This window comes from Achromobacter sp. ESBL13, assembly GCF_036668755.1.
GTDB lineage: Bacteria > Pseudomonadota > Gammaproteobacteria > Burkholderiales > Burkholderiaceae_B > Achromobacter.
Genome location: NZ_JAZEVT010000004.1, coordinates 416808 through 431406, shown reverse-complemented (window position 1 = coordinate 431406; position 14599 = coordinate 416808). Strand labels below are relative to the sequence as shown.

Genomic DNA, 14599 nt, shown 5'->3' with positions numbered 1-14599 from the left:
AATGCCTTTGCCTTCGGCATGGCGATTGCCGACCATTTTTTCATCGCATGTCCTCAAACCGCCAACGGCGCATCGCACAGGCCCGCCAGCAATTCGCGCCAGCCGGCCAGCTCCGGCTTGCCGGGTTTGCGCTCGCCGAAGAACTGCACGATCAGGTCGCCCGTGTCGGCATAGACCTCCAGCGACGTGACCCAGCCGTCGGCAGTCGGCTTGTTCACCACCCATGCCGAAGCGATGGCGGTGGTGTCCAGGTGCAGGTTGAACTTCGGGTCCAGCACGTTGTACCAAGGGCCCGTGCGGCGCAGTTGTTGCACCGGACCGGTATGGATCTGGATCATGCCGCGATTGCCCACAAAACACATGATGGGCAGCGCCGATTCCGCCGCCGCCTGCAACATGCGTTCAACGGATTCGGCCGGCACGGGCTGCGCCAGATCGTCACCCACCGCCGCCAGCGCCGCCAGCCGGGTCACCTTGAACTTGCGCAGCAAGGGGAAAAATTCGTGGGTGTCCTGCATGGCCAGCCAGGCCTGCCGGAAGGCCGCCGCGTCATTGACCTGAGCGGCATCGGTGGCGGGCGCATAGGCTTGCGTGTCGGGCCATTGCGCCTGGCCCGCGAACTTGGCGACCAGCGCGTCATAGGCGGCGGCGTTAGTGGCGTCGGTGCGGTACACCTTGTGCACCGCCGCGCCCGCGCCGTCGAAGAATTGCAGGCTGTGGCGGCCGTCCTGCTGAACGGCCCAGGCCGATTTCCATGCGGTAAAGAACACGCGCAGGTCGATGTCAGGTCCCAACACCAGGCCCACCGGGCCGTCGGCCTGAATGTCCAGGTATTCACCGTGGCGTTCATGCACGCACCAGTCGTTGCGCGTCAATGCCATCACTTCGCCCAGCGTGCCCAGTTCGCGAAAGATATCTTGCGGCGAACCATGCAGCGCGGTGGATTGGACGCCGCCACAGCCGGCGGCGATCCATTCGGCCTCGGACACGTTCAGCGCCTGGGCCAGATTGCGCGCGCGCAGCTTCGGTTGCGTGGCGGACAGGGCTTCATTGCGGGCGCGCAGTTCGTCGGCGCGGGTCGTGAAATCTTGATTCGTCATCGTAGGCCTCCAGCCCAAAGGGTTCCGTTTACCGCCGCCGCCCGGCGGATGCCTGGCGGCGGCGTGTGATCAATGTCAATACTGGTACGTCAGGGACACGCGCACGCTGCGTCCCGGTTCGGTGTACCAGTCCACCGTGCGCGGCAAGGCCAGCGACCCGGCGGTCGGCACGTTGATGGCTTCCCAGTACTTCTTGTCGAACAGGTTGAACACGCCAGCCTGCACCTGCAATCCCTTCACGGCGGTGGGCCGCCAGTAACCCATCAAGTCCACCACACCATAGCCCGGCGCCTGGAAGTCGGCGTTGGGCGTTGTGGCCGATGCCTCGGGGTATTCGACCTTGTCGCGCTTGAGCGCGGTGGTCAGCATGGCGTCCACGCCCCATACATCCCGCCCGTAGCCCACGCCCAGGATGGCTTTCAGCGGCGCCACGGAGTTCAGGTACTGGCCCGTGCCTTCATCCTTGCCCACGGCCCAGGCCAGCGAGCCCCAGGTGCGCCAGCCCGGCGAGAACTTCCAGTGCGCGCTGGCTTCGGCGCCATAGATGCGCACCTTGCCCCGGTTCACGTTGCCGGTCACGCCCAGTGGATACTGCCCTGCCCAGCCGGTCTGCCATTGCGGCGAGTTGGCGTCCAGCGGCTGATTGGTATCGACAAAGTTCTGATAACGATTATCAAAGAACGATACCGCACCGCCCAGATCGTCGGAACCGATCTTGGCGCCCAGTTCCCAACCCTTGCTGGTTTCGGGTTTCAGGTACGGATTGCCCACGCGCAAGTAGGTGCCGGGGCCGCCGTAGTTGGTGTAAAGCTGGCTGGCGCTGGGCGCCTTGAAGCCGTAGGCGTATTGCGCGTACAGGCTCAGTTCGTCCATGGCCTTCCACGTGGCCAGCAGCTTGGGCGAGAAGCGGCTGCCACTGTTGGACGGCGGCAGCGCGGCCGCGTTCGGGTTGCTGGCGTAGCTTTCGGTGGATTGCGGCTTTTGCTCGTAGTGGTCGTAGCGCAGGGCCGGCATGACGGTGTAGCGGCCATCGGCAAAGCTGAATTCGTCCTGCACCCATAGCGCCCATTGGTTGCCCTTGGACTGCGGCACGTCGGCCTGATTGGTATGCAGCATGTCGCACGAACGCGGGCCAAACGGCGCGGGCAGGCCGGGGCGAATGGCCGGGCAATTGTCGTAGCCGCTGGAATTCTGCTCGGTCTTGTTGCCGAACCACTCTCCGCCCACGGTCCACAGCTGCGATACGGACGCGCCGGCCAGCCGCTTGGTCAATTCGCCGTTCACGCCGAAGAGCGTCTGCTGGATGGAATTGCTGCGCCCGTAAGGGCCACTGGGAAAGCCATAGCGGAACGGGTCGCCGGGGATGATGCGCGCGCGGGAATCCACGCTGCGCATGCCGTCCAGCGAATTGTCCAGCCGCACGCGCTGCCAGTAGACGACGGCGGTTGCCGAGTCGATCAGGCCGCCGGCGCTGGGGGCCTGGTAGGAATAGTCGAACGACACGCGCTCGCGCTCGGTCTCTTTCTTCGTGCTGTTCTCGCCGTACAGGTAGCTGGTGCCCGCCCCCTGTTCGAACATGTTGTCGATGTCGGCCTTGCGCTTGAAGGTTTCGCCGGTCAGGCCGAAGCGGTGGCCGCCTTCAACGCGTTGTTGCAGCTTCAAGAGGAAGCTGCGCTGGTCGTAGTCTTCCGGGCTGGGCTCGCTGCGCTTGGGGCCGTAGCCGCCCACGTCGCCCCGGTTGTCCAACGCATGGCCGTTGCGCACGCCGGCCTGCACCAGCCAGAACGTATTGCTGTGGATCTGGCCGGCCAGTGCGGCGTTGGCGCCCCAGCTGGAATCGGCGGAGTCGTAGTCGGTTTTGGCCAGTGCGCCAAAGGTCTTGCCGTCCGTTAGCAGGTCGGAGGGATCGAGCGTGCGCAGGTCGGCAATGCCCGAGATCGCGCCGGAGCCGCCCGCGCTGGCGTCCGCGCCACGCACGATGTCCAGGCGCGACAGGCTGTTGAAGTCCACGGCTTCCAGCCCGCCCTTCACGCCGCGCGCACCGTCATCCAGCCAGGGCAGGCGGATGCCGTCCACGCGCGTCAGCACGCGGTCTTGATCCAGGCCGCGAATGTTGATGCTGTTGTTGGACCGGTTGAAGCTCACGCCCGGTTCGGCGCGCTTGCCCAGGTCGCTCCAGTTTTTGATTTGCAGGTCGTCCATGCGCTTGCGGTCGGTGCTTGTTTCCCACGCGGGCGTGGCGACCGCGCCCTCGCCTTCTACCTTGACCGGCGCCAGCTGCGTGATGCCGGGCATGGCGGCTTGCAGCACGAACACGTTGCGGCTGCGTTCCTGTACGGCCAGGCCACTGCCGTCCAGCAGGCGCGCAAAGCCGTCCGCCACGGTGTAGGTGCCCGACAGCCCCGGCGTGCGCCGTTGTCCCACCAGCGCGGCGTCGAACAGCACCGTCACGCCCGCGCTGTCGGCAAAGCGCGGCAGCGCGTCGGCCAGCGTGCCGGCGGCGATGCGATAGGGGCGTGCATCGCGTGCGCCGGCGGCCGTGGGTGCGCCGGCCTGCGCGGCCAGTCCCTGTGCGGCGGCCAGGGGCGGCATCGCGGCGGCAACGGCGGCCAGCGCCAGCGCGGCGTGCACGGCGTGGCTCAGGCGCGTCTGGCGCGTCGGCGCATCCACTAAGGTTCGGGAGCCGCTTGCGCGGCCGGCGGGAAGATAAGCCATGGTCGTCCTTTCGATCCAACGGGTATCGGCATTCGTTTGCCTATACAGACCATGACCCGCGTGATCGGCGAACCGGACAGCGCGTCGGCGGGTAATTTGTAACGGTGGCGGTCATGCCGCGGATTCGCGCGGCCCGATGGTCACCCAATAGGACGTGCGGTAGCGCACCTGCACGGGCAAGGTGGCGGGCAAGGCAGCCAGCACGGCGTCGGTATCGGCCAGCTGGAACGCGCCCGAGATGCGCAGATGAGCCACGTCCGGGTCGCAACGCAACACGCCCGGCCGATAGCGGCCCAGCTCGCGCGCGAAGGCATCCAGGCGCATCTGGCCGGCATGCAGCACGCCGCGCGTCCAGTCGCCGGCATGCGGATCGGCGGGCGTGGGGCCAACAGCGTCAACCTGTGTCAGCGTGCCTTGCTGGCCCGCCGCGATATCGACCATGCGGCCGGCCCGGCTGACACGTACCCGGCCTTCCTGCACGCTGACCTGGCATTGCACGCCATCCTGGCGGACGCAAAAGCGCGACGGCGGCGCCACGATATCGCCCAGGCTGGTACGCACGACGAACGGGCGTGCACCCGGCTGCGCATCGGCCACTGCATGCACGGCCATTTCACCGGCTCGCAATCTCACCAAGCGGGTGGTGGCATCAAACGCCACGTCCACCGCGCTGGCGGTATTCAGTTGCAGCGCGGACCCGTCCGCCAGCGTGATGTCGTGCCGCTGGCCCGCTGCGCTGCGGTAGTCGGCCGTCCAGTCCAGCGGGTCGGCGCGCCAGGCGGCCCAGCCCACCGGGCCCGCCACGATCAACGCCACCAGGGTTTTCAATGCGGCGCGGCGCGGCTTGAGTTCGGGTCGGTTCAGCGTGGCCATGCCCAACGCGGACGGGATCAGGCCAAAGCGTTCGTTGACGCGCTGTGCGCGCTGCCAGGCATGTTCGTGTTCGGCCTTGCTGGCGCGCCATTGGTCGCAGGCGTGCACGTCGGCGTCGGTGGCGCGGCCGGAGCTCAGGCGCAGCAACCAACGCGCGGCCTCGCGGGCAACATGGCGTTCGACGGCGGGCAGCTCGCCGCCCGCGCTGTTCAACTCACCGCCATGATGCATTGCTCGAACCCCCGGGCGATGTAGCGGTGCACCGATCGCAGCGACACGTTCAGGCGCTGTGCGATATCGGCATGGCTAAGGTCTTCCAGCTGCGCCATCAGAAAAGCCTGGCGCGCGGGCAGCGGCAGGCCGGCCAGCATTTCGTCGATTTCTTGCAGGGTTTCCAGGATGATCAGGCGCTGTTCGGCCGGCGGCGCCAGCCGTTCCGGCATCAAGGCCAGCGCTTCCAGGTACGCGGCTTCAATGGAACGGCGCCGATGGTGGTTAAGCATCAGGCGCTTGGCGATGGTCGTCAGGTAGGCGCGCGGTTCACGCAGCGCGTCCAGTTCGTGGCGATGGCGCAGCACGCGGACAAACGTGTCCTGGGCCAGATCGGCGGCGTCGAAGGCGTTGCCCAGCTTCGCGCGCAGCCAATTTTGCAGCCACCCATGGTGGCTGCGGTACAAACATTGGACGGCGTCGCCTGAGGCGAGCACGGGGTTAGGCACGAGGGGCTCCCAGAACGCTAAATTACAAATACAAATCAATCTCATTCTAATTGCAAAGGCTGCGCTTCCGTCAAGTAGGGTGAAACGCGGGCGGGGAGATATCATCGGCACACACCAGCCGCGCCCCGCGGCCGCATAACGACTCGGGCTGACTCCATGTTCTATAGCGTCTTGACATTCATCCACGTGATGGCCGTGATCCTGTGGGTAGGCGGCATGCTGTTCGCGCACTGTTTCTTGCGGCCGGCGGCCGCGAAATGGGAACCCCCGGCGCGCCTGGCGCTGATGGCGTCGGTGCTGGGGCCTTTCCTGAATGCCGTGCTGGTAGCGATCGTGCTGATCCTGCTGACGGGGATGTCGATGATCGGGCAGGCGGCCAGCCAGGCCGCCCAGACCGGCGGCAAGTTCTTCATGCCGCTGAACTGGACGCTGATGGCCACGGGCGGCCTGGTGATGATGGCCATCTTCGGCCACATCCGCTTTGCGCTGTACAAGCGGCTGGCCGCCGCCGTGGCCGCGTCCGACTGGCCACGCGGCGGCCAGGCCATGGCCGCCATCCGTCGTTGGGTGGGCGTGAACCTGGTCCTGGGCATCGTTGTGGTGGGCACGGCTTTCCTGGCTTGATCAGCGGGAAATTCGACCTATCGAAACGACCGCGCGCGGTATCGGAATTCTTTCGCTTGATGCAATACCCCGTACATCACCGAGGGCCACACTGCCGGAAGACTCTCGCGGGTCACGTCAACAACGATAGGGATACCCCATGATCAAACGTGCATTGCACCTGGCCGCCGCCGGCCTGTTCGCCACCTCGCTTGCCGCCGCGTTTAGCGCGCATGCCGCCGACGCCATCGACAACAGCGCGCTGGACAAGCCTGAATTCCGCGACCACAAGGCCACCTACGGCGTGGTCTATCGCCTGCCGCAATCGGTGAACGCCGTGCTGGACGCCAAGGTCAATGGCGTGCTCAAGCAAGACCTGCTGGCCCTGGGCCTGAAGACCGAGGCCGATACGCCCAATCTGCCGCACGTGACCGTGGTGCACATCCATAGTGCCGACCCGGCCACCCCGGCCCGCATGCTCAAAGCCTTGCCCAAGCCGCCCGCGCCGCTGGCCGTTACGTTGAAAACGTTCTACCCGACCGAAGCCGCCAAGGGCGCCGGGCATCCGTGGTGGCTGGACCTGGGCGTGGTCAAAAGCGGCCAGGGCTTTGAAGACATGATGCGCTACAACACCGTGGCCACCGCCGCCCTGGCCCCGCTGCGCGACGGCCCGCTGCCGCGCGTGACCGGCCCGGTCTACGCCAAGATGAGCGAGGCCGGCCGCGAGCTGGTCAAGACGTTGGGCGTCAGCGGCGTCAACATCATGCAGGACGGCAAGGAAGTGCGCGCTCACAACCCGCACACCACGCTGGTCTACAGCATGGCGCGCTACGACAGCCGTTTGCAGGACGCCATGAAGCAGGAGTCGGACAAGTTCAACGCCATGCTGCCCGATGGCATCGCCACCACGTTCAAGGATGTGTCGATTGTGGAAATCGGCTTCGCCGGCAACGTCGTGCGCGAGATCTTTCGGGTCAGCCTGGAAGACGGCTCGGTGATCGACGTGGCCACCGGCAAGAAGATCAACGGCTGATCGACGGCTGATCGCGCGGACGGGAGCGGGCGGCGCGGGCAACATGCGCCCCCGCTGCCATTTCGTGGCAGCATTACGCCGTTACCGCCACGCGCCCTTTTCATGTCCCGCACCGAACGCCTTCTGGACCTGCTTCAGACCCTGCGCCGCCACCGCCTGCCGGTCAGCGGCCAACGCCTGGCCAGCGAAATGGGCATCAGCCTGCGCACGCTGTACCGCGATATTGCAACGCTGCAATGCCAGGGCGCGGAAATTGAAGGCGAGCCCGGCGTGGGCTATGTGCTGCGGCCCGGGTTCATGCTGCCGCCGCTGATGTTCAGCACCGAAGAGATCGAAGCGCTGGTGCTGGGCACGCGCTGGGTGGCGGGCCGATCCGATGAACGGCTGGTCATGGCGGCGCGCAATGCGCTGGCCAAGATCGGCGCCGTGCTGCCGCAGGAACTGCGCGACGAACTCGATGCCATTCCGCTCTTGGTCGGCCCTAGCGCCGCCAAGGTGGTCGACCGGGTGGACGTGGCGCTTATCCGCCAGGCAATACGCGCGGAACACCGGCTACACATCACGTATCGCGACGACAAGGGCCTGGATTCCGCGCGCGTCATCTGGCCGTTCGCGCTGGGCTTTTTCGATAGCGTGCGCATCGTCATGGCCTGGTGCGAACTGCGCCAGGACTTCCGCCATTTCCGCACCGACCGCATCGCCACGCTGACCCCGGGCGAACGCTATCCGCGGCGCCGCCACGTCCTCTTGAAAGAGTGGCGCGCGATGGCGCACGGTTCACAAGACTGCTGATGCACACTACTGCCAAAATCTGACAGTACCCCTGCCTACCATGAGCGCATCAACCCCAAGGAGCGCCTCATGACTGACAGCAACTACGTCCTTTTCTACGTTGAAAAACCCCAGGCCAGCGCCGCGTTCTACAGCGCGCTTCTGCAACGCCAGCCCGTCGAGAATTCGCCCACCTTTGCCCTGTTCGTGCTGGACTCGGGCTTGAAGCTGGGCCTGTGGTCGCGCTACACGGTCGAGCCCGCCGCTGCCGGGCGGGGCGGCGCGTCTGAACTGGCTTTCTGCGTGGCGGACCCCGACGCCCTGAACCAGCGCCATCGTGAATGGAGCCTGCGCGGCCTGCCCATTCTGCAAGCGCCCACCGACATGGATTTTGGCCGCACCTTCGTGGCGCTGGACCCCGACGGCCACCGCCTGCGCGTGTTCTCGCCCTTGGCGCGGACGGCGGCCCCCGCGGAAGCCACGCAGGTGGCCGAGGCCCCCGTCGGCGGCTGAACCCGCAAGGCCGGCTGCCGGGCCGGCCCGGGTTCAGCCGCGCTGCTCGCGGGCTTGAAGCGCGACCGATTCGGCGCGCTTCTTGAACAGCACCCCGTACAACACGGCCAGGATCACCAGGAACGGCACCCCGAACACCAGCGTCATCTTGAAGACGTTGGTGAAGTAGGTGGTGACCAGGATGGCCAGCATCGCCACCGCGCCCAACAACGTCAGCACCGGAAAGCCGGGCATGCGGAACGACAGCGCGCCGCCCCCTTCCCTCGCCCACCGACGGCGAAAGAAGTAGTGCGTGATGAAGATCATCATCCAGGTGAACAGCGCGCCAAACATCGAAATGGCCATCATCAAGGTAAAGGCCGTGTCGGGGACCATGACCTTGAGCACCACGGCAATGGCGATGCCGCTGGTGGACAGCAGCAACGCGTTCAGCGGCGTGCCGCTACGCGTCAACCGGCCCAACAACGACGGCGCGTGACCGGCGCGCGACAGGCTGAACATCATGCGCGTGGTGATGTACAGCTGGCTGTTCATGGCGGATAACGCCGCCACCAGCACGATGAAATTAATGACGCCCGCGGCGCCGGGGATGTTCAGCGCCAGCATCACTTTCACGAAGGGGCTGCCTTCCTTGCCCGCTTCGTTCCAGGGCACGATCGCCAGGATCAGCGCCAGCGTCAGCAGGTAGAACACCACCAGGCGCACGATGGTGGCGCGAAACGCCTTCTTCACGGCGCGCTCGGGGTCTTCGGCCTCGCCCGCCGCCACGGCAATCATTTCGACGCTCAGGTAGCTGAAGATGGAAATAACCACCGCGATCCACATGCCCCACAGCCCGTTGGGAAAGAAGCCGCCATGCGCCGTGTATTGCGCCACGCCGTAACGCGGATTCCCCCACACCACGTACGCGCCCAGGATGATGAAGGCCACGATGGCCGTGATTTTGATGGTGGAAAACCAGTATTCGATGGTGCCGAACGCCTTGACGCTCATCGCGTTGACCAGGATCAGCGCCCCGGAAAACACGCACACCCACAGCCACCCGGGCACATCCGGAAACCAGAAGTTCATGTATTCGGCCACCGCCGTGACCTCGGTGCCCACCGCCAGCACCACGCAGGACCAATACGCGTAGCGCACCAGGAAGCCCGCCAGCGGGCCGATGTAGTGTTCGGCGTAGGCGCCGAACGACCCGGACGTGGAATGCGCCACCGTCATTTCGGCCAGGCAGCCCATCAGCAGCAGCGTGATCAGCCCGCCGATGGCATAGCTGATGATGACGCTGGGTCCGGCAAAACCGATGGCGAATTTGCTGCCCAGAAAGAGGCCCGTGCCCACCGCCCCGCCGATGGCGATCATGCTCATCTGGCCCGAGGTCAAGCGCCGCTTGAGGCCCTGTTCGCGTTCGGCGATCCGGCCGAATCCTTGTGGTTTTTTCATTGTCTCCTGCCTTGTTATCTTGTCTGTTGCCGCCTTGCTTTATCGGCGAGGCCGGCCGTAGCCGGCCCCGCAAGGTCGGGCACGCTCTATGGCGTTCAGGTCACGGTCGAGCGCTGCTGGTATTGCGGCTTGTCCCAGGCACGCGTGTCCAGCACATCTTTCAGGATGTCCACGGCGTCCCACACGTCGGCATAACCGAAGTACAGCGGCGTCAGGCCGAAACGCAGGACTTCCGGTTCGCGGTAATCGCCGATCAGGCCGCGCGCGATCAGCGCCTGCATGACTTCGTAGCCATTGGGATGCAGGAAGCTGACGTGGCTGCCGCGCAGCGCGTGATCGCGCGGGGTGACCAGCTTGAGCGGATGGCCTGCGCAACGTTCTTCGACCAGCTTGATGAACAGGTCGCCCAATGCCAGCGACTTTTCGCGCACCTGCGCCATGTCGGCCGCCTTGGCCACATCCAGGCCGCATTCCACCAGGGACAGTGACACGATGGGCTGCGTGCCGCACAGGTAGCGGCGAATGCCGCCGGCCGGTTCGTAGGCCACGGCCATGTCGAACGGGCGCGTGTGGCCCCACCAGCCGGACAGCGGCTGCCAGAAATCCTGGGTGTGACGCGGCGCCACCCAGATGAAGGCCGGAGAACCCGGGCCGCCGTTCAGGTACTTATAGGTGCAGCCGACGGCAAAGTCGGCATTGGCGCCGTTCAGGTCCACCGGCACCGCGCCCGCGGCATGGGCCAGGTCCCAGATGGTCAGCGCGCCACGCTGGTGCGCCAGCGCGGTCACGCTGGCCATGTCGTGCATCTGGCCGCTGCGGTAGTTCACATGCGACAGCAGCATCACCGCAACCGAGTCGTCCAGCGCCTTGTCCAGCGGCAGTTCGTCGTCGATCAGGCGCATTTCGTAGCCCTGCTCAAGCAGGTCGATCATGCCCTGGATCATGTACAGATCCGTGGGGAAATTGTCGCGCTCGGACAGGATGACGCGGCGCGACGGCTGTTTTTGCTGCTGGATGCGCAGCGCGGCGGCCAACGCCTTGAAGATGTTCAGCGAGGTGGTGTCGGTAACGACCAGTTCGCCCTCGCGCGCGCCCAGCAGGCTGCCCAGCTTGTCGCCCAGGCGCACCGGCAATTCAAACCAGCCGGCGGTGTTCCAGCTGCGGATCAGGTCTTTTCCCCATTCCTGCGTGATGACGCCCGCCGCGCGGGCGGCAGCGCCCTTGGGCATCACGCCCAGCGAATTGCCGTCCATGTAAAGCACGCCGGGCGGCAGCTCGAAGCGGTCTTTCAGGGGGGCCAGGGGGTCTTTACGGTCTGCGGCGACGCAGTCTTCGCGAGTCGTCATGCGATGCTCCTTCGGGCAATATGCTGGGAACAGGATAGCAGCGCCGTGGTGCCGAAAAATTGCAAAGCCGGGCGTGGCTTACCCTAGAATTTCGCATTAAATTGCACGCATAGCCCGTTTTTAGAATTGGATTGCACCATGCCCCTAGACGCCATCGACCAGCGCATCCTGTACCGTCTGCAAGAGAACGGCCAGCTCAGCAACCAGGACCTGGCCGAGCAGGTGGCGCTGTCGCCGTCGGCCTGCCTGCGCCGCGTGCGCGCGCTGGAGGAAGGCGGCTTCATCCGCAACTACCGCGCGGTGCTGGATGCCGACAAGCTGGGGTTCGAGCTTGAAGCCATCGTGCATGTGTCGCTGGACCAGTCGCGCCCAGGGTGGCACGAGGCTTTTCTTGCCTGCATTGCGGCGCACGACGAGATCACGGAAGCCAGCATCGTGACCGGGGCGTCCAACTACATTCTGTCGGTGCGCACGCGCAATCTGGCGGCGTTTTCGCAGTTTGTGGAAGACAAGCTGAGCAAGATCGCGGGGGTGCGCGACCTGTGTTCGCACATCGTCATGCGCAAGGTCAAAGACCGGGGCGGCATGCTGCCGTTGGCGGCGTGGCGCTAGGCCGCGCCAAACGTCAGAAAGCCGAATACCGTAACGAAATGGCAGGCCGAGCCACCCATGACGAACAAGTGCCAGATGCCGTGGGCATGGCGCCAGCGTTTGTCGTTGACGTAGAACAGCGTGCCCACCGTGTACGCGACCGCGCCCGCCAACAGCCAGGCCAGGCCGGCTGACGACAACGCGCCCGCGATGGGCGCGGCAAACATCACGCCCAGCCAGCCCATGGCCAGGTACAGCGGCAAGGCCGGCGCCGCGCCGCGCGCCCACCAAAGTTCGCGGCTGATGCCCACGGCCGCCAGCAGCCAGATCGCCACGCCCATGGCCGCGCTCCAGGCATGCTGCACCGGCCCGAACGCCAGCGGCGTGTAGGTACCGGCAATCAACAAATAGATGGCGCAATGATCCGCCTTGGCCCAGCGCGCCTTGTAGCGGCCGCGCGTGCAGTGATACAGCACCGACGACGCATACACGGCAATCATCGACGCCGCGAATACCGCGCTGCTGATGACCTGCCGCGCGTCCACCTTCAATTCGGTCGCGCGCGCAATCAACGCGCCGGATGCCGCCACCGCCAGCGCCAGGCCCGCCAGATGCGTGGCGCCATTGAATCGTTCGCCTTTGTACATGGGTGTCCTCTTGCAACGCCGAAGCCACGTCGGCGCCCCGCCATCATCGACCCGCAATGTGACAGATTGACGTCACCGGGCGGGCAGCGGACAACAGACAGCGGCCAGGCCGAGCAGCCCGGCCGGCGTCTTGCACCCAAGCCATCAAGCGATGAAATCCACGGCGGCGGGAAACCCTTCAACGGCACGCGCCGACAGGATGGCGCGCTGCACGGCAATGGCCATGGCCTCTGCGGCCATGACGCCCAGCAACATCACGTTGCCGGGCTTGCCGGACGCGCCGGTGCCCAGCGCGAAGATCGTGTCGCCATCCAGCATGGTGTGGATGGGGTTGATGCTGCGGGCCAGGCCATCGTGCGCCATGCCCGCGATTTTCTGCGCCTGCGCCTTGGTCAGCGCGGCGTCGGTAGCCACCAGGCCGATGGTGGTGGCCGTGCCCGGGCGCATGGATCGCGGCAGGTCGCCGGCCAGGATGGCCGCCCGCGTATCCAGCAGCTGCTTGCCGTCGGCCGTGCGCGCGCCCGCCAGGATGCGGCCGGTGGCCGGGTCCAGCACGTCGCCCACCGCGTTGACCGCCACGATGGCGCCCACGGTCACGCCCGCCACCGTCAGCGACGCGCTGCCCAGGCCGCCCTTCATCGCGCGCTTCGGGCCGTACAACTTGCCGACGGTGGCGCCCGCGCCCGCGCCGACGTTGCCTTCTTCGGGCGCGTCGGTGGACGCCGATTTGCACGCCTGGTAGCCCGCCGCCGCATCCGGCCGAATCGACGCATCGCCCACGCCCAGGTCAAACAGGATGGCCGACGGCACGATAGGCACATGGGCCACGCCCACGTCGAAGCCGATTTTCTTTTCTTCCAGATAGCGCATCACGCCGGAGGCCGCGTCCAGGCCGAAGGCGCTGCCGCCGGACAACACGATGGCGTGTACTTTTTCCACCATGTTGACGGGATTGAGCAGGTCGGTTTCGCGGGTGCCCGGTGCGGCTCCCCGCACATCGACACCGCCCGTTGCGCCCGCCTCGGCAATGATGACCGTGCAGCCGGTGGGACGGCGCGTGTCGGTGTAGTGACCCACGCGCAGGCCGGTGACATCGGTGATGCTGCCCGCCCCCGGCATCCGCGCCGGCGCTTTCGCCCCTTGCGCCTGCGCGCCCCCCGCCAATGCCGCCGCTCCCGCCGCCGCCATGAATGCCCGCCTGTTCCATCGCTGTTGCACGCCGATCTCCGTTCAGATACCGATAGCTGGAAGAACGCCGACCGCTAAATGGCGATCGGACACCTGTTAATGACTCGCGGCTATATTTTTACTATTCCTTATGCTTTGTGGAAAAATAGACGCGTTGCTAGAGTGCGGCTACGACGAAGGGCATGCGACTTGCGGGCCCTTCCCAATGACACCGATCTTCCGGAGCATTGCCATGAAACTCTTCCGCTCGTTGTTCGTCGCCGGCCTTATCCAGGCCGCCGCCTTGGCCCCCGCCCACGCCCAATCCGACCTGGACCAGATCAAGTCCGCGGGCACCTTCAAGATTGGCACCGAAGGCACCTACGCCCCCTTTACCTTCCACGACGCATCGGGGCAGCTTACCGGTTTTGACGTGGACATTGGGCGCGCTATCGCCGAACGCCTGGGCGTGAAAGCGCAGTTCGTGGAAGGCAAGTGGGACGGCCTGATCGCCGGCCTGGACGCCAAGCGCTATGACGCGGTGATCAACCAGGTGGGCATCACCGATGCGCGCAAAGCAAAATACGACTTTTCCGATCCGTACATCTCGTCGGCCGCCGTGCTGATCGTGCGCGACGACAACACCACCATCAAGTCGTTTGACGACCTGAAGGGCAGGAAGTCCGCCAACACGCTGACCAGCAATTTCGGCAAGCTGGCGCAAAGCCACGGCGCGCAGGTGGTGGCGGTGCAGGGCTTTAACGAAGCCATCGACCTCTTGACCTCGGGCCGCGTGGAAGCCACCGTCAACGACAACCTGTCGTTCCTGGATTTCAAGAAGCAGAAGCCGAACGCCAAGGTCAAGATCGCGGCCACCGACAAGACCGCCGAATTCAGCAATTCGGGCGTGCTGATCCGCAAGGGCAACCCCGAACTGCAAGCCGCCATCAACAAGGCGCTGGCGGACATCAAGGCCGACGGCACCTACAAGACCATTTCGGTCAAGTACTTCGGCACGGACCTGTCGGCGCAGTAAGCCGCGCGCACACTCATGACGCTACCTACCTGGCTACAGGCGGTG

General features: G+C 65.7%; 14 protein-coding genes. 6 read left to right on the top strand and 8 right to left on the bottom strand.

The window, feature by feature from the left end; all coding sequences use genetic code 11:
* Positions 1-53: 53 nt before the first annotated feature.
* The 4 genes from V6F88_RS18735 to V6F88_RS18720 all read right to left on the bottom strand — a co-directional run bounded on the left by V6F88_RS18735 (position 54) and on the right by V6F88_RS18720 (position 5407).
* The gene (locus V6F88_RS18735) at positions 54-1100 is read right to left on the bottom strand and encodes a hemin-degrading factor (RefSeq protein WP_332611354.1); all 1047 of its coding nucleotides are present in this window, start codon (positions 1098-1100) and stop codon (positions 54-56) included.
* A gap of 75 nt (positions 1101-1175) precedes the next feature.
* Positions 1176-3815 (bottom strand): TonB-dependent receptor, encoded by a 2640-nt coding sequence (locus V6F88_RS18730; protein WP_332611353.1) that lies wholly within the window; start codon positions 3813-3815, stop codon positions 1176-1178.
* Positions 3816-3926: 111 nt separating this feature from the next.
* Positions 3927-4919 carry a FecR domain-containing protein gene (locus V6F88_RS18725; RefSeq protein WP_332611352.1) on the bottom strand — a complete coding sequence of 331 codons (993 nt, stop codon included), beginning with the start codon at positions 4917-4919 and terminating at the stop codon, positions 3927-3929.
* Positions 4898-5407, bottom strand: coding sequence for a sigma-70 family RNA polymerase sigma factor (locus V6F88_RS18720; protein WP_332611351.1), 510 nt, complete (start codon positions 5405-5407; stop codon positions 4898-4900). The genes V6F88_RS18725 and V6F88_RS18720 overlap by 22 nt, the downstream gene beginning before the upstream one ends.
* A gap of 156 nt (positions 5408-5563) precedes the next feature.
* Here V6F88_RS18720 and V6F88_RS18715 point away from each other — a divergent pair, with 156 nt between their 5' ends.
* The 4 genes from V6F88_RS18715 (at position 5564) to V6F88_RS18700 (ending at position 8327) form a co-directional block, all read left to right on the top strand.
* Positions 5564-6031 (top strand): CopD family protein, encoded by a 468-nt coding sequence (locus tag V6F88_RS18715; RefSeq protein ID WP_332611349.1) that lies wholly within the window; start codon positions 5564-5566, stop codon positions 6029-6031.
* A 139-nt stretch (positions 6032-6170) separates the two neighbouring features.
* A complete protein-coding gene (locus tag V6F88_RS18710; protein ID WP_332611348.1) occupies positions 6171-7043 on the top strand; it encodes a hypothetical protein in 873 nt (290 codons plus the stop codon).
* A gap of 102 nt (positions 7044-7145) precedes the next feature.
* Positions 7146-7835 (top strand): helix-turn-helix transcriptional regulator, encoded by a 690-nt coding sequence (locus V6F88_RS18705; protein WP_332611346.1) that lies wholly within the window; start codon positions 7146-7148, stop codon positions 7833-7835.
* Between the two features lie 69 nt (positions 7836-7904).
* Positions 7905-8327, top strand: coding sequence for a VOC family protein (locus V6F88_RS18700; protein WP_332611344.1), 423 nt, complete (start codon positions 7905-7907; stop codon positions 8325-8327).
* Between the two features lie 33 nt (positions 8328-8360).
* Here the strand turns inward: V6F88_RS18700 and V6F88_RS18695 are convergent, their stop codons facing one another.
* Both V6F88_RS18695 and kynU read right to left on the bottom strand, forming a co-directional pair.
* Positions 8361-9767, bottom strand: a complete 1407-nt coding sequence (locus tag V6F88_RS18695) for an amino acid permease (RefSeq protein WP_332611343.1) — start codon at positions 9765-9767, stop codon at positions 8361-8363.
* Between the two features lie 95 nt (positions 9768-9862).
* Complete coding sequence (gene kynU / locus V6F88_RS18690) at positions 9863-11113, bottom strand: kynureninase (protein WP_332611341.1); 1251 nt, start codon at positions 11111-11113, stop codon at positions 9863-9865.
* Between the two features lie 138 nt (positions 11114-11251).
* On the opposite strand from kynU, the gene V6F88_RS18685 reads away from it, so the two are divergent.
* Positions 11252-11725 (top strand): Lrp/AsnC family transcriptional regulator, encoded by a 474-nt coding sequence (locus tag V6F88_RS18685; RefSeq protein WP_332611340.1) that lies wholly within the window; start codon positions 11252-11254, stop codon positions 11723-11725.
* Here the strand turns inward: V6F88_RS18685 and trhA are convergent.
* On the bottom strand, positions 11722-12351 hold the full coding sequence (gene trhA / locus V6F88_RS18680) for a PAQR family membrane homeostasis protein TrhA (RefSeq protein ID WP_332611338.1): 630 nt from the start codon (positions 12349-12351) through the stop codon (positions 11722-11724). The genes V6F88_RS18685 and trhA overlap by 4 nt on opposite strands.
* A 144-nt stretch (positions 12352-12495) precedes the next feature.
* Positions 12496-13569: a P1 family peptidase gene (locus tag V6F88_RS18675; RefSeq protein WP_332611337.1), complete on the bottom strand. Its 1074-nt coding sequence runs from the start codon at positions 13567-13569 to the stop codon at positions 12496-12498.
* Positions 13570-13771: 202 nt separating this feature from the next.
* On the opposite strand from V6F88_RS18675, the gene V6F88_RS18670 reads away from it, so the two are divergent.
* Positions 13772-14554 carry an amino acid ABC transporter substrate-binding protein gene (locus V6F88_RS18670; protein ID WP_332611336.1) on the top strand — a complete coding sequence of 261 codons (783 nt, stop codon included), beginning with the start codon at positions 13772-13774 and terminating at the stop codon, positions 14552-14554.
* The last annotated feature ends 45 nt before the right edge of the window (positions 14555-14599 follow it).